This is a genomic window from Brytella acorum, from assembly GCF_029309905.1.
Classification (GTDB): domain Bacteria; phylum Pseudomonadota; class Alphaproteobacteria; order Acetobacterales; family Acetobacteraceae; genus Brytella; species Brytella acorum.
Genome location: NZ_JARBJP010000001.1, coordinates 228,030 through 251,957 on the forward strand (window position 1 = coordinate 228,030; position 23,928 = coordinate 251,957).

At 61.4% G+C, this 23,928-nt stretch carries 19 protein-coding genes; 7 read left to right on the plus strand and 12 right to left on the minus strand.

Annotation, left to right across the window (positions count from 1 at the left end):
* Positions 1 to 33 precede the first annotated feature (33 nt).
* Positions 34 to 2,112 carry a histidine kinase dimerization/phosphoacceptor domain -containing protein gene (locus PWM43_RS01005; protein ID WP_289840708.1) on the minus strand — a complete coding sequence of 693 codons (2,079 nt, stop codon included), beginning with the start codon at positions 2,110 to 2,112 and terminating at the stop codon, positions 34 to 36.
* Positions 2,113 to 2,344: 232 nt separating this feature from the next.
* On the opposite strand from PWM43_RS01005, the gene PWM43_RS01010 reads away from it, so the two are divergent.
* On the plus strand, positions 2,345 to 4,675 hold the full coding sequence (locus PWM43_RS01010; protein WP_289840709.1) for a TonB-dependent receptor: 2,331 nt from the start codon (positions 2,345 to 2,347) through the stop codon (positions 4,673 to 4,675).
* Positions 4,676 to 4,752: 77 nt separating this feature from the next.
* Positions 4,753 to 4,917, plus strand: coding sequence for a hypothetical protein (locus PWM43_RS01015; protein WP_289840710.1), 165 nt, complete (start codon positions 4,753 to 4,755; stop codon positions 4,915 to 4,917).
* A 70-nt stretch (positions 4,918 to 4,987) separates the two neighbouring features.
* Here PWM43_RS01015 and PWM43_RS01020 read toward each other — a convergent pair whose 3' ends face one another.
* Positions 4,988 to 7,699: a M16 family metallopeptidase gene (locus PWM43_RS01020; RefSeq protein WP_289840711.1), complete on the minus strand. Its 2,712-nt coding sequence runs from the start codon at positions 7,697 to 7,699 to the stop codon at positions 4,988 to 4,990.
* Positions 7,700 to 7,827: 128 nt separating this feature from the next.
* Here PWM43_RS01020 and PWM43_RS01025 point away from each other — a divergent pair, with 128 nt between their 5' ends.
* Together PWM43_RS01025 and PWM43_RS01030 are read left to right on the plus strand one after the other, a co-directional pair.
* Complete coding sequence (locus PWM43_RS01025; RefSeq protein ID WP_289840712.1) at positions 7,828 to 8,352, plus strand: hypothetical protein; 525 nt, start codon at positions 7,828 to 7,830, stop codon at positions 8,350 to 8,352.
* Between the two features lie 215 nt (positions 8,353 to 8,567).
* Complete coding sequence (locus PWM43_RS01030) at positions 8,568 to 11,915, plus strand: TonB-dependent receptor domain-containing protein (RefSeq protein WP_289840713.1); 3,348 nt, start codon at positions 8,568 to 8,570, stop codon at positions 11,913 to 11,915.
* Between the two features lie 180 nt (positions 11,916 to 12,095).
* On the opposite strand, the gene PWM43_RS01035 is transcribed toward PWM43_RS01030, so the two are convergent.
* The 9 genes from PWM43_RS01035 to ccmC form a co-directional block, all read right to left on the minus strand.
* Positions 12,096 to 12,398: a hypothetical protein gene (locus PWM43_RS01035; RefSeq protein ID WP_289840714.1), complete on the minus strand. Its 303-nt coding sequence runs from the start codon at positions 12,396 to 12,398 to the stop codon at positions 12,096 to 12,098.
* A gap of 142 nt (positions 12,399 to 12,540) precedes the next feature.
* Positions 12,541 to 12,924 carry a DUF4870 family protein gene (locus PWM43_RS01040; protein WP_289840715.1) on the minus strand — a complete coding sequence of 128 codons (384 nt, stop codon included), beginning with the start codon at positions 12,922 to 12,924 and terminating at the stop codon, positions 12,541 to 12,543.
* 48 nt (positions 12,925 to 12,972) lie between these two features.
* Entirely contained in the window at positions 12,973 to 13,710 is a 738-nt protein-coding gene (gene ccmI / locus PWM43_RS01045) for a c-type cytochrome biogenesis protein CcmI (RefSeq protein WP_289840716.1), read from the minus strand.
* Between the two features lie 4 nt (positions 13,711 to 13,714).
* The gene (locus PWM43_RS01050; protein WP_289840717.1) at positions 13,715 to 14,203 is read right to left on the minus strand and encodes a cytochrome c-type biogenesis protein; all 489 of its coding nucleotides are present in this window, start codon (positions 14,201 to 14,203) and stop codon (positions 13,715 to 13,717) included.
* Positions 14,203 to 14,763 carry a DsbE family thiol:disulfide interchange protein gene (locus PWM43_RS01055; RefSeq protein WP_289840718.1) on the minus strand — a complete coding sequence of 187 codons (561 nt, stop codon included), beginning with the start codon at positions 14,761 to 14,763 and terminating at the stop codon, positions 14,203 to 14,205. Before PWM43_RS01055 ends, PWM43_RS01050 begins: the two co-directional genes overlap by 1 nt.
* A complete protein-coding gene (locus PWM43_RS01060; protein WP_289841141.1) occupies positions 14,760 to 16,745 on the minus strand; it encodes a heme lyase CcmF/NrfE family subunit in 1,986 nt (661 codons plus the stop codon). Before PWM43_RS01060 ends, PWM43_RS01055 begins: the two co-directional genes overlap by 4 nt.
* Before the next feature lie 10 nt (positions 16,746 to 16,755).
* Positions 16,756 to 17,310 (minus strand): cytochrome c maturation protein CcmE, encoded by a 555-nt coding sequence (ccmE, locus tag PWM43_RS01065; RefSeq protein WP_289841142.1) that lies wholly within the window; start codon positions 17,308 to 17,310, stop codon positions 16,756 to 16,758.
* 32 nt (positions 17,311 to 17,342) lie between these two features.
* Positions 17,343 to 17,492, minus strand: a complete 150-nt coding sequence (gene ccmD / locus PWM43_RS01070) for a heme exporter protein CcmD (protein WP_289840719.1) — start codon at positions 17,490 to 17,492, stop codon at positions 17,343 to 17,345.
* The gene (gene ccmC, locus PWM43_RS01075) at positions 17,489 to 18,259 is read right to left on the minus strand and encodes a heme ABC transporter permease CcmC (RefSeq protein WP_394356003.1); all 771 of its coding nucleotides are present in this window, start codon (positions 18,257 to 18,259) and stop codon (positions 17,489 to 17,491) included. The genes ccmD and ccmC overlap by 4 nt, the downstream gene beginning before the upstream one ends.
* A gap of 232 nt (positions 18,260 to 18,491) precedes the next feature.
* Here ccmC and PWM43_RS01080 point away from each other — a divergent pair, with 232 nt between their 5' ends.
* From PWM43_RS01080 to PWM43_RS01090, 3 genes are all read left to right on the plus strand, one after another.
* Positions 18,492 to 18,911, plus strand: coding sequence for an EVE domain-containing protein (locus PWM43_RS01080; protein WP_289840720.1), 420 nt, complete (start codon positions 18,492 to 18,494; stop codon positions 18,909 to 18,911).
* Between the two features lie 128 nt (positions 18,912 to 19,039).
* Complete coding sequence (pstS, locus tag PWM43_RS01085) at positions 19,040 to 20,062, plus strand: phosphate ABC transporter substrate-binding protein PstS (protein ID WP_289840721.1); 1,023 nt, start codon at positions 19,040 to 19,042, stop codon at positions 20,060 to 20,062.
* Between the two features lie 89 nt (positions 20,063 to 20,151).
* On the plus strand, positions 20,152 to 22,293 hold the full coding sequence (locus PWM43_RS01090; RefSeq protein ID WP_289840722.1) for a prolyl oligopeptidase family serine peptidase: 2,142 nt from the start codon (positions 20,152 to 20,154) through the stop codon (positions 22,291 to 22,293).
* Positions 22,294 to 22,306: 13 nt separating this feature from the next.
* On the opposite strand, the gene PWM43_RS01095 is transcribed toward PWM43_RS01090, so the two are convergent.
* Positions 22,307 to 23,713, minus strand: a complete 1,407-nt coding sequence (locus tag PWM43_RS01095; protein ID WP_394356017.1) for an amino acid permease — start codon at positions 23,711 to 23,713, stop codon at positions 22,307 to 22,309.
* Positions 23,714 to 23,928 lie beyond the last annotated feature (215 nt).

The following is a 23,928-nucleotide window of genomic DNA, read 5'->3' on the forward strand; positions in this document are numbered from 1 at the left end:
GAACCCGTCCGGCCGGATGATGATCGAGAGACTTCAGCGCCGCGTCTCGCCGGGCACTTTCAGGATCGCGCAGAGGCCCGGCGTTTCATGGACGAACTCGAGCGAACCTTTGAGGCTTTGAACGATCGCGCGCATCATGCGGGTGCCAAACCCCTCATGGGTTTTCATGGAGAGTACGCCGCGGTCCGAAACCTTGAGGGTCAACACATCCGCGTCGGTCGCGAGCGCGATCCCGATCGGGCCTGCCTTCCCGTCATAGGCGTATTTGGTGACGTTGATGACAAGCTCGGTCGTCACAAGTCCGATATGGATCGCGCGATCGGCGGACATCAGGGTGGGCTCGAGGATCAGCGTCAACTCGTTGCGCCATTGCGGCCCGATGGCGCCGCACAGTTCTTCGCACAGTTCGCGGATATAGTGCGACAGTTCGATCTGGCCATCGTTGCCGTCCTGATGGAGCCGACGGTGGACGAGCCCGATCGCGGAAATGCGGCGTTGCGCCTCGGCCAGGGAGTCCGCCGTGTCGGCCGAGTTCGCGCTTTTGGCTTGCAGGGTAAGAAACGAAGCCACGAGCTGGAGACTGTTCTGGACGCGATGATTGACCTCGTGAATGAGAAAATCCTTCTGTTTCAGAAGCCGTTCTCTTTCTTCAAGGGCGATTTCCAGACGCTGGTTTAATTCCCGCTGCTGGATGGCGTGTCCATGTTCACGAAAATACTGGCGCAGAAGAACGGCCCCCTGGATCTCATCGCTCGTCCAGGGCGAGGCATGGTCGCGCACGGTATGCCTGCGGACGGCGATTCCGTCTCTGGATCGATCGACGTCATCCGCTTCGGGAGTAATGTCCTCCGAGGGAAGCGTCACCCATTTCAGATGACGCAGACGCTCGCCGCGCATCCATATGATGACGGTTTCGGGGTGGGGCAAGGTAATCGCGAGAACGCCGCTGGCCACCTGAGCGTAGTTTTGCGCGGGTGGATAGAGTGACGGCAGCATGGACGTCACGAACATGCCGGCGGAAGCCTCTTTCCGAACGCGTTCGGAAAGTTTGCGCAGCTGCGTCTGATCGGGACATTGTCCGAACGTATGGACACGATCGTTTTCAATGACGGCAAGACCGTTCGAGCGAAACAGGGTGCGCAGTTCGCTGGCGATGGCCCCGCCGACATCAGCGCCGGGAAGATCGGAATTGAACCGGGTTTCAATTTTCTCGATGGCGCGGCGGATGCGAAGACGCTCGCGATAGGTCGCGGTTTCTTCCTTGATCCGGATCTGGCGCGACATCACGCCTGTCAGCACCTGACAGGCCATGCGGGTATCGAGATCCATCAGTCGTGGCGTCGCATGATGGCATAAAACAAGGCCCCACAATCGCCCATCGACCACGATGGAAATGGTCGCGCAACCACGAACGCCCATCGCGCCGAGATGCTTTGCCCAACCCGGTGTGGTGGCCCGGATTCCGATCTGGTCGAGATCGACCGTCGCCATCTCCTTCCCTGGGGGACGAAGGAACGCGGGGGCCGCCGCGACGTCGCCGATCGTACGTACAGGGTTGCGGATGCAGAGCAAACGGCCTTGTGCCGTGATGGTACTGGCGGGAAGATGAAGGCCGATGAGAGGCGGCAGTTTTGCGTTGCGGACTTCCCCGATGATCTCGCTGGAGCCATCGGATTCGAAGTGGCAGACCTCCACGCGGTCGTAGCCGGTCAGTCGGCGAAACCGGTCGGCGGCCATGATGGCGAGCGTATGGATGTCGGATGCGCTCTCCAGCGCCGTGGCGTGGTCGTCGATCTCGCGCAGAACCTGACGTGCGGGCCGTTCTTCCGGGGGAAAAGGTTCCAGTTCGACGAGGAGCCACGCGCCGGACCGGACGGCGCGCGCGGCGAGACGTTCTCCGCCGGACGTTTTTATGATGTGGTCGTTGATGGCGGCCGGGGCATCGGTCGATGTCGCCAAGTCCGGCAGCGACAGAAGAGCCGCGAGCGGCTGGCCGAGCCATTGGACTGACAGCGTGGCCTCGATCTCTCCCGCTCCGCCGCGCACGATCAGATCCTCGTCGGCCACAAGCAGCAATCCGTGCGCCTGGATGGCCTGTAGGAGAGGCTGCATGTCTGAGACGCGGTTTTCGGACGATCTTTTATGAGGCGTGCTCACGCCTTACTGTCCAGAGCGAGAAGGCAACATGCGTTTTTCTCTTTCAAGGCGCGCACATAAATCGCACCCCAATGGCACATCATTATGTATGTAGCATGGAACAGACATGTCAAATCACGTTGCCATCGGCGGCGGTATGGGTCATAGCGCGCCATCGCACATATCTGGGATAAAGAACGTTTAAGCAATGATTTCTGTCCGAGCTTTCCGGCTTGTCGGCGCGGCGGGTCTCCTTGCAGCTTCGGGTCTCGACGCCGTGACCGGCACCGCGGCTCCGGTTCCCACGCAACATCGCGCCGTGCCATCAACGAAAACGCGATCTCATCAGTCCGCTGCGAAACAGGCGAAAACGTCGGACAACCCCTCCAAAATCGTCGCCCATTCTGAATCCATAGAAGTCAGTGGCGTCCGGCGAGCGTTCACGCATCTCGCGGCCCAACATCTCGCCGATGCCGATACCCGACTGACGGGCGAGCGGTTGATCGAGCGCGGCGTGGTCGACCTGCGTGGCATGGAACGGGTCGCCCCCAATCTGACGATCCAGAGCATCAATGGCACGGCGTCGACGAATTTCTATCTGCGCGGCGTGGGGTTCAACGACTTCACCCAGAACAACATGGCTCCGGTCCTCACATATTTCGATGATGTGCCCTTCGCCTATTCCACGATGGCCAACGGCCTCATGTTCGACCTCGAGGACGCGACCGTCACGCCCGGCCCAGTCGGGACGAAACATGGTCAGACCACGACGGGCGGCGAGGTCAGTTTTCGCACCAACGGTCCGACCGATCAGTTTCACTACGGCGCGCGCGAGGACATCGCGTCTTACGCCCGCAGCCGCAGTGAGGCTTACATATCAGGACCTCTGGCACGCGGGCTGAGCTTTCGGCTGGCAGGACAGGTGCAGAAAGGCGGCGGCTGGCAGACCGATCCGCTGAACGGGGCGCATCTTGGCGACGCCGATCTCTGGGCTTTGCGTGGCAAGCTGAAATGGGCTCCGGACTCCCATACGACCGTGCTGCTCTCGGCGCATGTGGTGCAGGATGACAGCGAACTCGTCGGCGCCGTGCCGATTGCGAAACTGATCGGGAAGGGGCCGCTCCCCGAGGTGGGATGGACGCAGACCGAATGGAACGTGCGGCCGCAATTCGCGGATCTGATCGGACGCAAGCGCGGGATCAAGCCGAGCGAGCATGACTGGTTCTGGGGCTGGGATCTGCATATCGATCATGATTTTGGCATTGCCAAGATCAGCGCCATCAGCGCGTTCGAGACGGAACGCGAGGGCGAACTGTCGGATCAGGACGCCACGGCGCTCTCCCAGGCCGACGCCTACCGCACGATCGACGCGAACGTCTTTACCCAGGAGTTGCGTCTGGCGAGCGCGCATCCGCAGGACCGGTTGCAGTGGGTGGTGGGGGCGTTTTATCAGCGCAGTTTCATGAACCAGAGGTTTTTCTTCGATTATACGGATTATCGGCCAGCGCGCGGCTACATGCAGGCAACGACGTTCGGCATGAAGCAGGAAAGCGTCTCGGAATTCGGGCATCTCAGCTACAGGCTGCCGAAGAACGTCACCCTGTTCGCCGGATTGCTGCACGAACTCGATGATCGCTCGATTACCGGGCTTCAGTCTCAGATTTTCGGTCGAGAGACCATGAATTTCCATTCCGAAGGGACGTCTGTCTCCCAGTTCGCGGGGCAGGTCGGGGTTTCATGGCAGGCGCGCGACAATCTGCTCGTCTATTACAAGATGAGCCGCGGCTTCAAACCGGGTGGCTTCACAGCCAATAACACCCAGATCCAGGCTCAGCTCGATCCTTTCAGACCTGAAACCGTCCTGACATATGAGCTGGGTTTCAAGAGCGATCCGATCGCCAACGTCCTGCGGCTCAATGGCGCGGCGTTTTATAACGATTTCCATAATCAGCAGATTCTCGGAACCGTCCTCATTCCCGATTTCGGCCCGCTCAGCCAGTTGACCAATGCACCGAAATCCGAAAGCTGGGGCTTCGAGGGCACGATTGACCTGCATCCGATCCGGCATCTGTTCCTGACGCAGAATTTCGGCTGGCAGCGGGGGAATTTTCAGAACTTTCCCACCGTCAATCGCGCGAAGACCAATGCGTACTACGCGTCGCATGGCGTGTGGAAAGCGATCGACGATAATTTCGCGGGCGTCGATAACGGTCAGCCGAAACTGACATTGAACGGACAGGTGGACTGGCGACAGGCGATCAGTTCGCGTTACGGGATCGAATTCGGCCCCGACTGGAGTTATCGGGGCGCGCAGGCCATGACACCGGGCGGAACGGGCTTTTATCGGCTTCCGCCTTACTTTCTGCTGGGTGCGCACGTGACATTTCGTCCGTCTTCCGACCACTGGCAGATTACGCTTTATGCGTCGAATATTCTCAATCGTCATTATTACACGAGCGGCGGTCAGGCGACGACCAACTACTTCTATATTCCAGGTGCGCCACGTTACATTGGTGGTCGTATTTCCTGTGGTTTCTGACGTAATATGTCTGCTGGCGGACGGTCTGCCGGAAAAGCGCGCCGCCATGACGGGGCGTCGCATGGGGCACGCATCACATGGATGACAAGAACGACGTGGCGGATTTCGTCGCCGACCTGTCCGGGGATGCAGTTGAAGACGAGATGGAGAGTGGCAAACCCGCACGCTCCATTTCCCTTCAGCTTGCAGGCTTCGCCGTTTTGATGGGCATCATCCTGGCGGCGGTGTTCCTCCTGTTCTGAGCGGGCGCGGCGCGCCTCCACGCTGATCGGCCGGAAGCGGCGTCGACCAGCGTTTCCGTTCGTCGGGTTGTCAGCGCGGGTTCGGACCGCGGACGATCTGGGCCAGAGCGTCCGGGCGAGCCCAGTGCCTGAACGCGCTGCGGATGGCGTCTGGCGTCATGGCGTAGATGGCATGGGCTTTGAGGTCCTGTTCGTTGAGCGGCAGGCCGAACGCGGTGAGGGACAGGTATTCTCCGGCTAGATCGTCGAAGCTGGCGCGGTCCATCGGAATTCCGCGCAGGATCAGGGCTTTGGCGTTGTCGATCTCGTCTTGTGTCGCAGGCTGCGTCTGCATGGCCCGCAGGTCGGAGATCGCCGCCGTCCCTGCCGGTCCGACCTTATCGGGGTCGGCGCCGAACGATATGACGAATGCGCCGCGATTTTGCGACCACTGGAAGGAACTGTTGGCCGAATAGGCATAGCCTGTGCGTACGCGCAGATCCTGCATCAGACGCGATGCGAAGCCTCTGCCCAAGATTTCGTTGCCCAGTTCGAGAGCAAACCGGTCGGGATTGTGGATGCCGCTATCGAGGCTCTCGACGAGAACGACGTCATCCTGAACACGGCCCGGATCGGCAATCACGGCATGGCTTGGCCTGCTGAGGGGACGGCCGGGCAGATCGACCTGAGGCGTCGGTCCTTCGGCTTTCCATCCGCCAAATCGGGCGGCGACCAGATCGCGCGCATGTTCGGGCGTGATGTCGCCCATGACCACGATCGTCGTAAGTTCCGGGCGGTAGGCGTGATGATAATAGGCCATCACGTCCTGGAGGCTGATACGGGCGAGGCTGGCGGGCGTCGTCTCCCGCAGCGTGGCGTCATGCGGCGGGTTGACGGCGTGCTGGAGAGCCCGGCCAAACCGGTAGCCGGGTGACTGCATCACGCCCGGACGTCCGGCGATGGCCTGTTTTTTAAGGGTCTCGAACGCTTCCGCCGGGAAGGCCGGATCCAGCTCGTTATCGGCGAGCAGGGACAGGGTGGGCTCGAAGGCCGGCGTGAGGGCGCTCATGCCGAAGCCCGGACCAGCTGAGGCGTCCGCCGCCAGGGCATCCAGGGCGGCGGCGAGGTGCAGCCGGTCATGCGTATGGCTGCCGTAGAGGAACAGCCCGGCGGTCAGGCTCGCGACGCCTTCCTTGCCTGCCGGTTCTTCAAGATCGCCGTTCTGGCGAATGCGGCCGTAGAGTTTGATCGTATGGCTCACATGTTCCGGCTGGACGAGGAGGCGCAGGCCGTTGGCGAGTGTGAACGCGGCGGGGAGCGGAGCGGCGGGAGGAATGGAGAGTGTTTGAAGTTCTTTTTGCGCCCAGTCCGGCAGCGCGACCGGTTTCGTCGGTGGAGAGATGAATTTCTCGGCCGCCTTGCCCTGAGCCGCGTCCGGATTGGGAGAGGCCGTCGGCGTGAGAATGCCCGTCAGCGCGTGCGCGGGATCGAGAACGCGTGCCGCCATCGCGTTGACCTGTTCCGTCGTGACGTGTCTGAAGCTGTCCACGAGTGCCGCGGGTGAGGCGGCGCCCGTCAGGGACAGTGTTGAAGCCCAGCTCTGGGTCAGGTCGGAAATACCATTGGCGTCGAATTCCAGATCGGCGATCTCCTTGCGTCTGGCAGCCTCCACAAGCTCCGGGCTGACGCCATGCGCCCGAATGTTCGCGAGAACGCCCCTGAGAGTCGCGAGGAGCTTCTGCGGATCTTCGCCCTTGGGAAATACGGCGAGAGCCAGGCCGCTGCCCGCGAAGGCCCGTGGGCTGTAGTCGAATTCGGTCGAGAGCGCCTTGCCCTGCGGAACGAGGGCAAACAGCGCGCCGCGCTGGCTGGCCAGAACGTCCGCGAGGATCTGGGCGACGGCGTAATCCGGATCGTGGGCGCCTGGCATCTGGAACGCGACCGTCAGGATGCCTGCGCCGAGATCGCTCTCGAGATGCACGGTCTGCGCGGTGACCGGCTGGAGCCGTACGGGCATGCGCGCGGGGATGTGTCCCGCGGGGATGGCGCCGAACTGTGCCTTGACCTGTGTCAGGGTTAACGAGGGATCGACGTCGCCCACGATCAGAAGGATCGCGTTGTTGGGCTGGTACCAGCTGTCGTAGAAGCGGCGGAGGAGAGTGGCGTCCGTTTTCTCGAAGGATTCGCGCGTCCCGAGAGCGTCATGGGAATAGGGCGTTCCGGCGAACAGGATGGCGTTTTGCCGCACCAGATAGCGTTCGATGGGCGAGGAAAGATCGCGCGAGACTTCCTGCTCGATCGCGCCGCGCTCATGGGCCCATTCTTCCGGAGCGATTTTCGCATGGCGCATCCGGTCGGCTTCCAGTCTGAGGAGAAGGCCGAGATTGGATGCCGGAGCCTGGAAATAGAACTGTGTGGCGTCCTCGGTCGTGAAGGCGTTGTTGTTGTCGCCGATCCGTGCGCTGATCGTCGAAAGCTGTTCGCGGCTGACATCGGACGTGCCGTTGAACATCATGTGTTCGAGAGCATGCGCCGTGCCGGGAAAACCTTCGGGAGCGGCGGTCGATCCGGCGAGATAGATGATCTGCGTCTGCACCACGGGAGCCAGATGATCGGGCACGATGACGACGCGCAACCCGTTGGGAAGGGTAGTCCGCACGGCGCTGTCCATGGCGCTGGCGGCAGCGGGCGTCTGGGCCGATGATGATCGGGGCAGAACGGGCGCTGTCAGGAGAGCCGCGGAAAGGAGGAGCGCACGCAGGCGGCCGCCGCGCGACCTCGTAAGGGAAATCGGGGACACCATCTTGAGCTCCGGGAAGTGTTGCATCATGGCTGGGGACTAAACCTCGCCTCCCTTCATCTGTCCATGCCGTCTCGCGCCGAGGCCAAAATGACGTGCGCCCGAGACCGCCGCGCGCTAAGGAACCCGACATGTCTATGATGGATCGTATCAACCAGGCCGATCTCTGGGTTCTCGACCGGCTGTTCCAGCCTTTGTCGGACCGCCTTCCCGAACGCTGGCCCGCCGTCGATATCGGCATGAGCCTGCAACTCGGGGCCGTGCTTTTCTATGGCGTGGCGATTGTTCTGCTCATCATGATGGGGGGGCAGAGTTTCAGCGACCAGATGCTGAGCGTCGTCCAGTGGTGTGTCGGGGCGGCTTTCTATTTCGGTCTGCACCGCATGCGTGCGCTGGTGAAGCCGGGACAGGCCAATCCGTTGCGTTTCATGCTGATGGGCGCGCGGCCTCTTTCCGTGCCGTTTCTCATCTTTTCATTCTGGCAGCTTGAAACGGCGCCCATAGCGTTTCGCATGGCTCTATGGTTCATGACCCTGTCGGAGCTGGCATTTGTGACAGGATTGTATCTTATTTCCTGTCAGCCCCGTGCTCCAGGCTGGCGGAAAGACACAAAGAGACAAGAGGCACGGTCGCATCTTTCGGTAGTAAAAACTTAGACAAAAAACTTATATACTTTGACACAAACAAGATAAAGGTCGGAAGCTTCGCGTAAAGCTCCGGCCCTTCTTTGTTATTGTGCTATTATTGCAACAGAGGAATGTTTGGATTTTCAGCAACGTAAAATGACGGTTGATTCATAAAAGAGACATAAGCAGGTTATTGGTTACCGGCGCGTAACGCGCCTACACCATCAGTTGGACACGACTGTCATATGAAAACAAACCTGCGACACCGCGACGTGACGACGCGCCATCGTCTCTCCAAGGTCGCCTTCCGGCTTTTCCTGCTGGGCGGGATTTCATACGCATCCTTCCCGGTTGACGGTGCGATGGCACAGACCAGTGCGGCTGGAACCACCCAAGCGCATAAGCATGTGGGCAAGAAGCACGTGGCGAGAAAGAAGGCGGCCAAGGCCTCGACGGCATCCAGCACGTCAACGACGGTCACGCCCGCCTCCTCGGCACCCGCCTCCGCTTCACCTGCGGCCGCTGGTTCGCAGACCGTGGCTACCACTACGAGCAGCAAGACCGATGCCCTTTCGCATGATATCAGCGGAACGGGGACCGAGCAGATCGTTGTGACGGGGTCGCGCCTGTCCCATACGCGCCTGACGAACGTCATGGCGGGCGTGACCGTGGATGCGGAGCAGCTTCGCAAGCGCGGCTATACGGATCTGGGTCTGGCGCTTCTGCGCGAAAATACCGCGTTCAGCGTTGGTAGCAACTCGCCGATCGGCTCGCAGGGCAGCTTCGGCGCTGGCCAGACCCTGATCAGCCTTCTGAACCTCGGTTCGCAGCGTAACCTGACACTGATCAACGGCATGCGTATGGTCGGTGGCTCGACGGCCTCGATGTATGGCGCGAGTTCAGGCTCGGCCGTGGACGTCAGCACGATCCCGGTTTCGCTAATTTCGTCGATGGATACACGCCTTGGCGGCGCGGGCGCGGCCTATGGTGCTGACGCGGTCGCGGGTGTGACCAACTACATTCTCGACGACCATTTCAAGGGTGTCGACTTTAACGCCCAGGGCAACTGGACACAGCGGCTTCAGGCGCCGCAGCAGCGGATTTCCTTCAAATACGGAACGTCGTTCGATCACGACAAGGGCGGCGTCGTCTTTGACGTCGAGTATCGCAATGCCGGGGGCATGCTGCAGAACGATCTCAAAGGTGTCACCGGTCGCGATGCGGTGACCTACGGTCGTCCGACCGTGGGCGATGTCAGCACCTCTGACTACACATATGTGTTGATGGCAAAGCGCCGCTTTACCGAGAATTCGGTCACCGGCATGCCGATGGTCAACGCAGCTTACGGGCATCTTCCTGTGGTTCCCGGCAATTCCAAGACGCTCGTGCCCGGAATGGCGACCGCCAATGGAATCGCTGGCGCGAATGGCGCGCCGCTGATGTTCAGTCAGGACGGCAAGTCGCTGGTTCCCTTTACGGCGGATGCGATGGTCTATGACTCCACGCATTCGATCGGTGGAAACGGCATTGCGCTGCAGGATTACACGCAGCTTTTCGCGCCGACCGACAAGCTGAATCTGACGCTTCTGGGTCATTACGACTTTACCCAGCATCTCCATGCGACATGGGAAGGCTGGTATGCGCGCGGAACCGCGAGCAGCCAGGTCGGCCAAGGTACGTGGTCAACGCCACAGTTCGACAATCCGTTGACACCGAACCTGCCGGGTAATCCAAGCAGCTATTACACCGATACGGTGGTGATCGGTGCTTACCAGCTCAGCACGAGCAACCCTTATCTCACTTCCGCCGAGCGTCAGACCATTCAGAGCGCCCTGGTCGCGGCTGGCAAAGACCCCAGCAAGTTCTATCTCGATCGCCTGAATCAGGATCTGGATGCCGGTCTGTATCAGACGACCGTCCAGATGTTCCGCTTTGCTGGCGGTCTGAATGGCGATTTCGACGCTGTCGGCCGGAATTTCCAGTGGAGCCTGAAGGGCGAATACAGCCGGTATATGAACGATACCTGGACGCCTTCGATCGTGGTGCCGAATCTGATCAACGCGCTCAACGCCACGACCGATGCCAGCGGGAACATTATTTGTGCGCCGGGCTACACGAGCGCGCCGATCAAAACGCGCAGTTCAACCTGCGCACCGCTGAATCCGTTTGGTTACAACCAGTTGACGCCTGCGGCTCGCGACTATGTCGTGGCTGATTCGCACGCGACGAACCAGAACGCGCAGCGTGACCTCCAGGCTGAAATCCGCAGTACGGTTGTGCATCTGCCGGCTGGCGACGTGCGGTGGGATATCGGCTACGAGCATCGTCGCGAAAGCTACAACTTTCAGCCCGGGGCGTTCCTACAGGGCTGGAAGCAGGACGACGGTTCTTACCAACAGTACGGCAATTCCACCGTTATCTACCCTACGACGGGTTCATACCTGACGCATGAAGCTTACGGCGAACTCGACGTGCCGCTGGTTTCGCCCAACATGCATCTGCCGGGTGCCTACAGCCTTTCGGCGCAGGCGAATGGCCGTTTCATCCATAACAGCATGACCGGTAATTTCTGGACTTACATGTTCGGTGGTTCCTGGTGGCCGACCCGCGATTTCGGTCTGAGCGGCAACTATGCCCGTTCCGTGCGCAATCCGTCCGTATCCGAACTATTCTCACCCGTGGGCACCGATTACGAAAGCGGAATCGACCCCTGCTCGACGGAAGGCATCACGCAAGGGCCAAATCCTGCAACGCGTGCGGCAAATTGTGCCAAGGCCGGGATCAAGCAGCCGTTCGATTCCAACTACAATTACTTCACGATCACAGGTCAGGCCGGCGGCAACCCTCATCTCAAGAACGAGGTTTCGGACAGCTATACGGGTTCGCTCGAATTCATGCCGCATTTCGTGCCCGGCCTGGATTTCAAGGGCTCGTTTGTCGACGTAAAGATCAAGAACGCCATCACGTCTCTGACTTCGCAGGATCTGATGGATGCGTGCTATGACTCGTCGTCCTACGGACCCAGCAATCCGTATTGCAGCGCTTTCAGTCGCGATTCGGGCGGCCAGGTCAACGGCTTTATGGCGGGTTACTACAATATCGCGCAGTATCACACGCAGGCGATGCAGGCCGATCTTCGTTACTATACGGCACTGTCGCGTTTCGGTCTTTCGGAGAACGCTGGCGAGATCGAACTGCATGCCAATTACATGCATTACATCAAGAGCAACCAGAGCTATCTCGGGAATACCTATCAGCTGGTTGGCGATACAACCTCGCCGAGCGACAACGCGACGTTCAACCTGAACTATATGCACGGTCCGCTGTCCGTGCAGTGGCAGGCGATTTTCTACGGTCCCGCCAAATATGCGCTCCAGGTTCCTTCGTCTTCGTATCAGTTCAACAACCGTCCGGCCTACGCCTATCACAACGTCACGATCGGTTATGAAATCACGAAGAACTTCAGCGCGAATTTCATGATCAACAATATCATGGACTCGCGTCCGAAATATCCGGGCACGGTCAGCCTGACGCGTTACTATGACGCTCTTCTCGGCCGCGCATTCGAGCTGTCGCTCGGCGCGCATTTCTGATCCTGATCAGAAGCACGAAAAAAAGGGGGCCATCTGGCCCCCTTTTTTGTTTCGGTCATGTCCGGCGAAGAGCCCTGAAAAGGGTTGTCCCTCGCGAATAACAGTAACATTCTGGTGCACGGGGTATGAAAAAGAACTCTGAAGATCTTTTTCACGCTTCTCCTATGTTCCGGAAATCCGTCATCTTTCTTTCATCCATCGGTCTCCGTTATGGCGGATCTGACAGATGAAGAAGCCCAGCAGGCCGCCCACGGCGCTGAGAGGGATCGCCCAGTAGGACGGTCCGAGTATAAGGATGGCAAGAAACGGACCGGCGGCGAAGCCGATCAGCGTCGCGACGAGTGCTTCGCGTCGCGTCGGGCCAAAATGACGCTCGACCCCGCAATGCGCGCAGATTTCAGCCGTCTGTCGGTTTTTTTGGAAGCACGCAGGACATAGTGAGAGCGTCTTGATTTCAGGCTCTCGCATGGCGATCGGACGCATCCGTGGAACAACTCCTTAAAGAGGCTGCATGGTATCGGCGCGGCGCGCATCTCGCGCAACGTGTCTTTTGCTGACCATGCCGGTTTCGCAGTTGATGTCGGATGCCAGTTAATGTCGGATGATCGTGTTCAGGACGCGGTGATCAGAACCAGCTCGTCGGATCAGGGATGGGACGATTGTCGGACAGCAGCACGATCGCGCGGATGATCCGATAAAGCTGCCAGACCGCGAGGCCCATGAACAGGACGATGCCCACGCCGACGATCAGAAGAACGCCCGCGACAAGGCTGACGCCAAGCGAGATCCAGAACGTCCGGATCATATAGGTCAGATGGGTCTCTTCGATCGTGCCGCGCGCTTCAGGCCGTTTGAGGTAGGCCAGAATCAGCGCGGCGATACCGGTCAGGCTGACGCTGACAAAGGCCAGCGCGCTCAGTCCGATCACGATCCATGTCCAGGTGCGGAGCGTCAGCCCGCCGCCCGAGGGGCTTCCCGAGCCGATCGAATCGAGGTCTCGTCCGCTCATGATGCCCGTCCTCTCAAGGGTCCGGCCCGTTCAAGGCTTCGGAGCCGGTTATTTCTGCTGGTGCTCGCCTTCCGCGATGCGCGCTTCCACAGCCATGCGCCAGGGCGCGTCTTTCGGGGCAGCGTCGATCGCCCGGCGGTAAAGGTCAAGGCTGTCGCCGCTGATATGACCGTCGCGTGCATTCTGCATTTCGGCGATATGCAGGGCGAGTTCCGGATTGAACTTCGCGTCGAGCGCCATGCGGAAATCCTTGATGGCGGCGTCCGTCTGTCCGCGTTTCTCTTCAACCTGGGCCAGCAGGAAGTGGCCCTGCGCATAGCCGGGATCTCCCGGCTGGAGCTTGCTGACGCTTTCGGTCAACTGGGCGATCAACCCCTTCATGGCAGGGTCCAGCGTCTCCTGTGCCGACACATGCGGCTGAGGCGGCATGAATGGATGGCCGTTGACCATATAGAGGGCCAGTCCCGCGAGCGGTAAGGCCAGAACGACCGCGGCGATCTTGCCGCGCCCGCTGCCCTTGAGCGCCGCATCCGTCATGCGGTCGGCGGCCAGAAGACGGCGCTGCACTTCAAGCTTGGCGCTTTCGTATTCCTCAGGCGCAATCAAACCCAGTGAAAGGTCGCGCTCGATTTCGCTCATCTGGCCCTGATAGAGCACGAGCGCCGAACCGCGTTCTCCGGTGAGACCGGCGTCGGGTGTCAGGACGGTCTGGCGTTGACGGCGAAACGCCCAGAGCAGCGGAAGCAGCGCCAGCGCGCCGATCAGGAACAGTCCGAGCCAGGTCATGAATTCAAGAGTTTCCCGTCGCGTTCGAAAGCTCGGCGAGGCGGCGACGCTCCTCGTCGGTGAGTGGGGTGGGGGCCGTCTGGCGACGGCGCAGGGTCAGGGCGGCGATCGTCGCACCGACGAGCACGGCCAGAACCGGCATGGCCCAGAGGAGGAACGTTCCCAGCGTCAGGCGGGGCTGAAGACGAACGAAGTCGCCGTAGCGCGCCGTCATCCATTGCATGATCTGTTGATCGGATTCCCCCTGCGCCACGTGCTCGCGCACGACGTGGCGTAAATCGCGGGCGAGATCGGCGCTGCTGTCCTCGATGGATTCGTTCTGGCAGACGAGGCAGCGCAGTTGGGCGCCAATCGCCTCCGCGCGCTGTTCCTGTTTTTTGTCCGGCAGCATTTCGGATGGATCATCGACCGCCCAGGCCGGACCGGCCATGGCGAACAGCACGATGGCGACGATGATGCGGGCCTGTCGGGTGAAACGCGTGAGGCCGTCCATCAGCGCGCCGCCTTCATGCGGGGCGCGATCTTGCGGTTGAATGTCTCTTCGGTGATTTCCGCGGTCCCGTGCCATGCGATTTTGCCGCCGGGCAGGATCAGGAAGGTTTCGGGCACGCCGCTGACACCCCATTCGATCGCGGTCATGCCCGACTGGTCCAGTCCGACGCGCGTGAAGGGAGAACCGTCGCGGGCGACAAAGCGCGCCGCGTTTTCGGGTTTGTCCTTGTAGGCGATGCCCCAGAGCGGAACACGGGCTGCGATCCGCCGCAGCTCCGGCATTTCGGCGACGCAGGGGATACACCACGAAGCAAAGAAATTGAGCAGGACCGGCGCTGTCTGGGCGCGCAGATCGGCGGCGCCGAATCCTTCGCCCTGATCCGGCAGGCCCGGCAGGGTAAAGTCCGGCAGGGGGCGGTCGAGGATCGGCGCATTGATGGCGTGCGGGTCGAAACTGCCACGGCCCATGCCGCCCAGCATCTTCCAGAAACCGAGCCCCAGCACGCCGGCGCCCGCAATGGGAATGGCGGTCAGGAGGCGACGGCGCGTGAGATCGTTCATGACGACACGACGTCCTCGTTCATGTGGGCGGTGCGGCGCGCGGCGCCCACGCGCAGGCGCCGGTCAGAGAGGGAGAGAGCGCCGCCGATGGCCATGATCAGGCCGCCGAGCCACATCCAGGGTGCGAGCGGATTGTAATGAAGCCGCAGGACATAGGTCGCATCCGCGCCGGAGCCGTGCCGGTCGCCGATGACGGTGTAGAGATCCCAGAGCAGATTGGTGCGGATCGAAACTTCGGTCGTGGTCTGGTGCTGGGAAGCGAAGTCGCGTTTGGACGGGTGCATGACGGTTACGACATGCCCATGGCGGCTGATCTCGATATCCGCGATCATGGCGTGATAATTGGGGCCTTGCGCTTCATGGACGCCCAGCAGTTTCCACTGATAGCCCGCGAGCGTTTCGACCGCGCCGGGTTTGACCTCCACGATGGCGTGCTGGGCCTGCGACATGCCGCAAAGCCCCAGAACCGTCACGCCGACGCCGATATGCGCGAGCGCGGCGCCAAAAGCCGAGCGTGGCAGGGAGCGCGCCCGGGCGAGGCTATGCGAGAAACTGCCCGCGGAGACGCCAAGTCGCACCCAGAGATCCGTCACGCTGCCCGCGATCACCCAGACCGCGCCGACCGCGCAGAGGATCGGCAACAGACCGCTCAGCGTCCAGCACGCAACACCCAGGGCGACCGTGGCGGCGAGGGCCGCGAAACGGAGCTTGCGCAGGAGCGGGCGCAGATGGGCGCGCTTCCAGGGGAGCAGCGTTCCGATCGCCATGGCGCCGAAGAGCGGCAGTGTCAGGGGGATTGTGGTCGCGTCGAAGAACGGCTTGCCGACGGAAATCGTTTTCCCGAACAGAAGCTGCATGAACGGCGGATACATTGTCCCGGTCACGACCACCGCGCAGATCGAGCACAGGAGAATGTTGTTCAGGACCAGCGAGCCTTCCCGCGAGAGCGGCGCGAACAGGCCGCCAGCCATGAGGCTCGGCGCGCGCCATGCGAACAGCAGGAGCGAGCCGCCGATGACGATGGCCAGAAGGCCAAGAATGAAAACGCCGCGCGCGGGATCGTTGGCGAAGGCATGAACGGAGTTCAGAATGCCCGAGCGCACGAGGAACGTGCCGGACAGCGAGAATGAGAACGTCGCGATCGCCAGAAGGACGGTCCAGATCTTCAGCCCCTCGCGCTTCTCGACCACGATGGCCGAATGGACGAGCGCGGTGCCGGTCAGCCACGGAATGAGAGAGGCGTTTTCCACGGGGTCCCAGAACCAGTAGCCGCCCCAGCCGAGCACGTAGTACGACCACCACGAGCCCAGCGCGATCCCGCATGTCAGGAAGCACCACGCCGCCACGGCCCAGGGGCGGACCCAGCGGCCCCAGGCGGCATCGACGCGTCCTTCGAGCAGGGCGGCGACCGCGAAGGAGAACGGCACGGCGAAACCGACATAGCCTGTGTAGAGAATGGGCGGATGGAAGGCGAGGCCGGGGTCCTGGAGCAGGGGGTTCATGCCCTGGCCGTCAGGAGGTACGGGCCAGACACGGGCGAACGGATCGGAGGTCAGCAGACAGAAAAGCTGGAAACCGGCGGAGACGCCCCCGAGCACGGCCAGCGCGCGCGCACGCAGGATGGCTGGCAGATTGCGCCCGAACGCGGCGACTGCGGCGCCGCAAAGACCGAGGATCAATGTCCAGAGCAGGACGGACCCCTCATGGTTTCCCCAGGTTCCGGTGATCTTGTAGAGCAGCGGCTTGGCGATGGACGAGTTGGCCGCGACGTTCTGGACCGAAAAATCGTCGTGGACCGCCGACCAGACGAGACAGAAAAACGACAGTGCCAGCGCCACGAGCTGCGAGACGGCAAGCAGCGGGGCCATCGCGATCAGGCGGCGATCGTGTCGCGCCGCGCCGCGCAGAGGGATGATGAACTGGGCGAGGGCCAGCACGCAGGCGAGCGCGAGCGCGAAATGTCCTTCTTCGGGACCGAATATCATCTGTCTGTCAGCTTCCGTTCGAGCCGTTGGATGCGGGGGCGCCGGAACCCTGTGCAGTGATTTTGCGGGCTTCGGTCCGGGTCATCGTGTCCCACTCCGCGGCACTCGGCGGCTTGCCGAAACGCGGGTCCCATTTGCCGCTTTTCCGCAGGGCTTCCGCCACTTCCTTGGGCATGTAGGTCTCGTCATGCTTGGCGAGCACCTCGCTGGCGCGGAAAATACCATCTTTCTGCATGGTGCCGAGCGCCACCACGCTCTGCCCTTCGCGGAACAGGTCAGGCAGGATGCCCGCGAAACGCACCGGAATGGCGGCCTGGCCGTCCGTCACCTCGAAGGCGTTGACCGGCGTGGTGCCCTCGGTGGTGCGGGCGAGCGATCCGGCGACGACCATGCCTCCGAGACGCACCGTCCGGTCTCCGGCGGGCGGATGATCCCTGAGCTGGGAGGGCGCCATGAAGAACACGATGTTCGACGAAAACGCGTTGAGCACGAGCGCCGTCGCGACGCCGAGACATCCCACGCAGGCGAGGACGAGCCAGAGTCGCCGCGTCTTGCGGGTCATGCCGCGTCGGCCACCTGTTCTGGTCGTGGTGATCATGATGCGGTCCTGCGCTGGCGGGTGGTTTCGAGCATCGCCAGGCGACGACGCGCGCTGCGGAGACGCAGAACGGCCTGTAGCGAGAGAATCAGGACGCTTCCAAGAACGAGCCCGTAGGACGCGGCGATGTAAGGAAGATGGGTCATGCGGCGCGCTCCTGATCGGGCAGGCGACGCGTCATGAGCTGACGGGCGCGGCCTTCGAGAATGGCGGCATCGACCCTCGCGACGACCAGGGCGCCGAAACCGGCGGAAAAACCGATCATGCAGATGAAGAGGGGGGCGAGCATCGAGGTCGACATGGTGGGGGCGCTGGTCAGCGAGATGCTGTCGGGCTGATGAAGCGTGTTCCACCAGTTGACGCTGTATTTGATGATCGGCAGGTCGACGGCGCCCGCGATCGCGAGCACGGCGGCCGCGCGATAGCCTCGCTGCGGTTCGTCAAAGGCATGGATCAGCGCGATATGACCGAGATAGAGGAAGAACAGGACGAGCACGGAAGTCAGGCGCGCGTCCCAGACCCACCACGTACCCCACATCGGCTTGCCCCAGAGCGATCCCGTCGCGAGACACATCGCCGTGACGACCGCGCCGACGGGCCCGATCTCGACAGCGGCGAGGTCCGCCAGGGGATGGCGCCAGACAAGGGACAGAACGCCGCATACGGCAAGGGCGAGATAGCCGGAGGAAGCAAGGATCGCCATTGGGACGTGAATGTACATGATCCGCACGCTGTCGCCCTGCTGCCAGTCCGCGGGCGCGAACCACAGGCCCCATACGATGCCAACCGCGAGCGCGACGAGCGCGACGACCGTGAGCAGCGGCAGAAGCCAGCGTGAGAGACGCAGAAAGCGGCCCGGATTGGCGAAACGATGGAGAAAACTGCCCGCCGCCGAATTGGGAAGTGCCGTCAAGAAAATGTCCCCGGACATGCAACCAAGGCCACCAGCATAGACTTTGATGCGTTTGGCCGCAAAATAATTGCCGGGCGGGTCGCCCGCGCCGCTGGCAGATAGGGCATTTCCGCCTCTTGTGATAGGCGATGACGGATTGTTGATCGCTTGCGAAGCGCGCATTCGCGCATGAGGGGCATCCCGCCGGATGCCCTTTCCGGCAGGGGACGGGAAATGACGAAGGAGAGCGGGCATGGCCTACTGGCTGATCAAGTCTGAGCCGGAGGCATTTTCATGGGCGCAGCAGATGGCGAACGGGACGGAACCATGGACCGGCGTACGTAATCATCAGGCCAAGAAGAATCTGGCGACCATGGAAATCGGGGACCGGGCGTTTTTCTATCACTCGGTGAGCGAGAAGCGAATCGTGGGCGTTGTCGAGGTGGTGAGGGTGGCCTATCCCGATCCGACGGCGCCGGAGGGCAGCGCGTGGGTCTGCACGGATATGCGCGCGGTGGGCGCCATGCCCCGCCCCGTGGCGCTCGCGGAGATCAAGGCGACACCCGATCTCCAGGATATCGCCCTTGTCAGGCAGTCGCGTCTGTCCGTCGTTCCTTTGACGCCGACTCAGTGGGACCGTCTCTGCGTCATGGGAGAGTGGGTGGATTCCTGATATCCCATCGGGTGTGAACAGTCTGTCACAAAACTATAACGCGGTGATGGGTGTTGCATGGAGGGCCGGGCCGCTAGAGGACAGGCGTCCGGCGAGACCGGCCCTATGACGAAGGACATGTTGGCATCATGCGCTCAATCCGCATTTCTGCTCTGGCTTCCTGTGCTGCAGTGGCGTTTTCCGCCGTTGTCGGCCTGGCTGCGCCCGCCCATGCTGCTGGTCTGACCGGCGCTGGTTCAAGCTTTGCCGCACCGCTGTACGGCGCATGGGGCGAGGCCATCAAGAAAGAGAACGGCTTCGAGGTCAATTACCAGAGCGTCGGGTCGGGAGCAGGCCAGAACCAGGTGATCGCCCGCACGGTCGATTTCGGTGCGTCCGACGCGCCGATGGCCCCCGCGAAGCTGGATGCCAACAAGCTTTACCAGTTCCCGACCGTGATGGGCGGCATCGTTGTCATCATCAACCTGCCGGGCATTGCGCCGGGGCAGCTGAAGCTCGATGGCGCGACGCTGGCCGGTCTGTACGACGGCTCGATTTCTTCGTGGAACGATCCGAAGATCGCCGCTCTGAATCCGGGCGTGACGCTGCCGGATATGGATGTCGCGCCGGTGCACCGTGCGGATGCCTCGGGCACGACCTTCGTGTTCACATCCTATCTTTCCAAGGTTTCGGCGGCATGGAAGAGCAGCTTTGGCGCGGCGACTTCCGTTGCATGGAAGGGTGGCGCTGGCGCACGCGGGAATGACGGTGTCGCCGCCAGCGTCAAGACCACCGAAGGCGGTATCGGCTATGTCGAATATGCCTATGCCAGCCGTAACCACCTGAACATCGTTCAGCTCAAGGATCATGACGGAGCCTTCATCGCTCCGACGCTGAACGCCTTCGCCGCGGCCGCCAAGAATGCGGACTGGGCCCATGCCGACCATTACGCTGTCGACCTGCTCGATACCGCAGGCGCGGGCGCATGGCCGATCGTTTCGGCGACGTTCGTTCTCGTGCCGACCGATCCCAAGAGCCCGGCGCAGGCCAAGGCCGTGCGTGAATTCTTCACATGGGGCCTGAACAAGGGCGATGTCGCCGCACAGCGCCTCGACTATGTCGTGCTTCCGTCGTCGGTCAAGGCGCAGATTCTTTCGCAGTGGCCGCAGTAATCGACACCCGGCTTTCCGACCCGGTTTGCACAGCATAGCGGCTTGCAGCGGGTCTGGTAGATGACTAAGGCGGTTTGCGGAGGGTTCTGATGACCATACGCAAACCGCTTTTTTTTATGTCCGCTGCGAATCGTTCCGGATTGTTCCCCGATCGCATGGTCGCATGGCTGCTGACGGCGGCGACCGCACTGGCTCCTGCTTCCGGCCTTGCGGCCGCGCCTCTCATGGCTCCGGAATTTCTGACGGAGGTGAACGGCAAGCAGGCTCTGGACTGGGTCCATACGCGTGATGACCGGACACTTGCGGCGTTCCGGAAGAATCCTCTTTTCGGCGAATTCCAGAAGGCGTCCCTCGATATTCTGCAATCGACGGATCGCATTCCGATGCCTTCGCAGCATGGGGCATTCGTCTATAATTTCTGGCGGGATGCGTCGCATATCCGTGGTATCTGGCGCCGGACGGACGTCGCTTCCTATCGGACCGCGTCCCCGAAATGGACGGTCGTGCTGGATCTCGACGCTCTGGCGGCGCGCGAAAAGCGCAACTGGTTTCTGGGAAGCACGACCTGTCAGGAGCCCGGAGGCACACGTTGCCTGATCGGTCTTTCAGAAGGGGGCGAGGACGCCGAAACCTATCGGGAGTTTGACCTCGAAACACGCCAGTTCGTGAAGGGCGGTTTTTTTCTGCCTCACGCGAAGCAGGACGTAAGCTGGCTCGATGCCGATACGCTCCTGGTCAGCCGTCCGTGGACGCCGGATGAGGTCACGACGTCGTCTTATCCTTATATCGTCAAGAAGCTGGGACGTGGGCAGAAACTCGAAGACGCCACGCAGGTTTTCGCGGGTGTGAAGTCGGATATGTCGGTCGGTGGCGCCGTGCTTCACGACAGCGACGGTCATGTGTTGCCGATGATCGTCAAGTTGCCGACTTTCTTCACTCGGCAGGTATATCGGCTGGATGGCGACAGGGCCGTCAAACTCGATCTTCCTGAAAAATCCGATAGCGCCGGTTATGTGCATGGTCGTCTGATTGTGCGTCTGAATCAGGAGTGGCGCGGTTTCGTCGCCGGTTCGGTCGTCGCGGTCGATCCCATGAAAGCGGATCTTGCCCCCGAACTTGTGGTCGCGCCCACCGCGCGCCAGACGATCGAGGGTGTCGGCGTCAGCCGTGATCGTCTGGTGATCTCGCTATACGACAATGTGCGCGGTCAGGCCTGGATCTACCGGATTGACGATCGTGGGCATTGGAACGGGCAAAGGCTGACCCTGCCCGAAAACGTATCGGTATCGGTCGTGGATAGCGATCTCGAGACCGACACGGCCTTCATAAGCGTGACGGGTTTCCTGACGCCGACCACGCTCTGGATGGTCGATACCGCGACCGGAGCCGCCGCGGCGATCAAGCACGCACCGGCGCAGTTCGACACGACGGGCCTGATCGTCGAACAGCATGAGGCTCCGTCAACGGACGGGACGCTGATTCCCTATTTTGTCGTGCGTCGCAAGGACGCGCCGCTGAACGGAAAGAATCCCACGCTGCTTTATGCCTATGGCGGTTTCCAGGCTTCCATGACGCCGTATTATTCGGGGGTTCTGGGCAAGCTCTGGTTCGAACGTGGCGGCGTTTATGTTCTTGCCAACATTAGGGGCGGCGGTGAATTTGGACCGGCGTGGCATGACGCGGGTCTGAAGACGAAACGTCAGATCGTGTTCGATGATTTCGCTGCGGTGGGAAAAGACATCGTCGCCTGCCGGATCACGTCGCCGGACTATCTGGCCATCAAGGGTGGCTCCAATGGCGGGTTGCTGATGGGTGTGGAGTTCACACAGCATCCCGATATGTGGAAGGCGGCGATCATTCAGGTGCCGTTGTTGGATATGCTCAACTACGAGACCATGTCGGCTGGCGCTTCGTGGGTCGATGAATATGGCAGCAACGCCATTCCGGCGGAACATGCGTTTCTGACAAAAGTCTCACCCGTGCAGAACCTTCGGGCGGGAGTCAGATACCCCGTGCCGCTCATCACGACGACGACGAAGGATGATCGGGTCGGTCCGGTCCATGCCCGACGCTTCGCGGCGCGGATGGAAGCGCTGCATCTTCCCTATTATTATTTCGAGGAGACCGAGGGCGGCCACTCCAACGGTGCGAATTTTGCGGAAATCGCGCAGGAACAGGCCCTCGAATACACCTATCTCTGGCAGATCCTCGGAGCCGCCGGAGTCCGATAAGGGATGCGGGGAGTCAGCGCGGATGGCTACGCTGGATGACTCCCCAGCCCATCACGAGGATGGCGGCAATGACCGGGATCAGCGCTACGGTGTAAGTGCCTTCCGGGTAATCGAATGCCATCATGACGACGACGAAGGCAAGGAAGCCCAATGTCGCCCAGTTCGTGTAGGGGGCGCCGGGCATGGGAAAGCTGGTGGGAGCGATATCTCCAGCATTGATCTTCCGTCGCAGCTTGAGCTGGCACAGCAGAATGAACGCCCACGTGCTGACGATGCCCAGCGCGGACATGTTCAGGACGATCTCGAAGACGCGGGAGGGTATCAGATAGTTCAGACCCACGCCGAGCAGGTAGATCGAAACCGTCGTCAGGATGGCGACGTGCGGGACGGACTGGCGGTTCATTCTGGCCAGTGCGCGGGGTGCCGATCCGCCGAGAGCCAGAGCGCGTAGAATGCGACCGGTGGAATAGAGGCCCGAGTTGAGGCTTGAGAGCGCCGCCGTCAGGACCACGATATTCATGGCGTGATCGACGCCATGAATGCCAAAGGCCGTGAAGAAAGTCACGAACGGACTCTCACCTGCGTGATAGGCGCTCCACGGCAGCAGGCAGACCAGCAGGAGCACCGAGCCGACATAAAACAGTCCGATACGCCAGATGACGCTGTTGATGGCGCGGGGCAGGATCTCACGGGCATCCGCGCATTCGCCAGCAGCCGTGCCGAGAAGTTCGATTCCGGAATAGGCAAAGACGACGCCCTGCAGGAGCAGTAGCGCCGGCAGAAGGCCATGAGGGAAGACGCCGCCATTATCCGTAATGAGGTGCAGTCCCGTTTCGTGCCCTGCGACCGGAACGCGAAGGCCGAGGATGAGCGTTCCGGCGATCAGGAAAAGAACGAGAGCGATGACCTTGATCAGCGAAAACCAGAATTCCATCTCGCCGAAATATTTCACGCCGATCATGTTCATCGTGCCGACGATACACAGGGCGACCAGCGCGAAGGCCCATTGGGGTACGTGTTCGAAGGTGCCCCAGAAATGCATGTAAAGCGCGACGGCCGTAATATCGACGATGCCTGTCATGGCCCAGTTGAGAAAGGATAGCCAGCCCGCGACATAGGCGGAACGTTCGCCAAGAAACTCGCGGGCATAGGAAACGAAGCTGCCCGCGGTTGGACGATACATCACCAGCTCGCCGAGGGCCCGCAGGATCATGAACGAAAATGCGCCGCAGACGATGTAGATGATGGCGAGCGCCGGCCCAGCCAGTTGCAGACGCGAGCCAGCGCCGAGAAAAAGCCCCGTGCCGATGGCGCCACCGATGGCGATCATCTGGACCTGACGGCGGCCCAGGCCTTTGTCATAGCCTTCGTCGGCAGAAATGGGGGCGGTTTGCGCCGCGCGCTGGGCTGTATCCAATATTTCAGTCTTCCTGCGGTCTGCGATAAAGTCGTTTCGTATCGTACGCGTCACTTCCTCGAAAGCCAATGCCTTCCTTTCTTGCATGTCATTCGGTGTGAAAACGATATCGGATGCGGGCCGGGAAGCGGCGGAGCGGCGCGATCGTGAACCACTCTGGAAAAAAATCCGGCTTTAAATGGTGCTGACAAGCAAATCGGCCAGTGCTTTCCAGACGG

Excerpts from the sequence above, each read along its gene's own strand:
- PWM43_RS01040 (WP_289840715.1), bottom strand. The coding sequence starts at position 12,924 with ATGAGCGGACGAGACCTCGATTCGATCGGCTCGGGAAGCCCCTCGGGC.
- PWM43_RS01055 (WP_289840718.1), bottom strand. The coding sequence starts at position 14,763 with ATGAACGATCTCACGCGCCGTCGCCTCCTGACCGCCATTCCCATTGCG.
- PWM43_RS01050 (WP_289840717.1), bottom strand. The coding sequence starts at position 14,203 with ATGGACGGCCTCACGCGTTTCACCCGACAGGCCCGCATCATCGTCGCC.
- ccmI (WP_289840716.1), bottom strand. The coding sequence starts at position 13,710 with ATGACCTGGCTCGGACTGTTCCTGATCGGCGCGCTGGCGCTGCTTCCG.
- PWM43_RS01030 (WP_289840713.1), top strand. The coding sequence starts at position 8,568 with ATGAAAACAAACCTGCGACACCGCGACGTGACGACGCGCCATCGTCTC.
- PWM43_RS01010 (WP_289840709.1), top strand. The coding sequence starts at position 2,345 with ATGATTTCTGTCCGAGCTTTCCGGCTTGTCGGCGCGGCGGGTCTCCTT.
- PWM43_RS01015 (WP_289840710.1), top strand. The coding sequence starts at position 4,753 with ATGGATGACAAGAACGACGTGGCGGATTTCGTCGCCGACCTGTCCGGG.
- PWM43_RS01020 (WP_289840711.1), bottom strand. The coding sequence starts at position 7,699 with ATGGTGTCCCCGATTTCCCTTACGAGGTCGCGCGGCGGCCGCCTGCGT.
- PWM43_RS01080 (WP_289840720.1), top strand. The coding sequence starts at position 18,492 with ATGGCCTACTGGCTGATCAAGTCTGAGCCGGAGGCATTTTCATGGGCG.
- PWM43_RS01005 (WP_289840708.1), bottom strand. The coding sequence starts at position 2,112 with ATGCAGCCTCTCCTACAGGCCATCCAGGCGCACGGATTGCTGCTTGTG.
- pstS (WP_289840721.1), top strand. The coding sequence starts at position 19,040 with ATGCGCTCAATCCGCATTTCTGCTCTGGCTTCCTGTGCTGCAGTGGCG.
- ccmD (WP_289840719.1), bottom strand. The coding sequence starts at position 17,492 with ATGACCCATCTTCCTTACATCGCCGCGTCCTACGGGCTCGTTCTTGGA.
- PWM43_RS01035 (WP_289840714.1), bottom strand. The coding sequence starts at position 12,398 with ATGCGTCCGATCGCCATGCGAGAGCCTGAAATCAAGACGCTCTCACTA.
- ccmE (WP_289841142.1), bottom strand. The coding sequence starts at position 17,310 with ATGACCCGCAAGACGCGGCGACTCTGGCTCGTCCTCGCCTGCGTGGGA.
- PWM43_RS01090 (WP_289840722.1), top strand. The coding sequence starts at position 20,152 with ATGACCATACGCAAACCGCTTTTTTTTATGTCCGCTGCGAATCGTTCC.
- PWM43_RS01025 (WP_289840712.1), top strand. The coding sequence starts at position 7,828 with ATGTCTATGATGGATCGTATCAACCAGGCCGATCTCTGGGTTCTCGAC.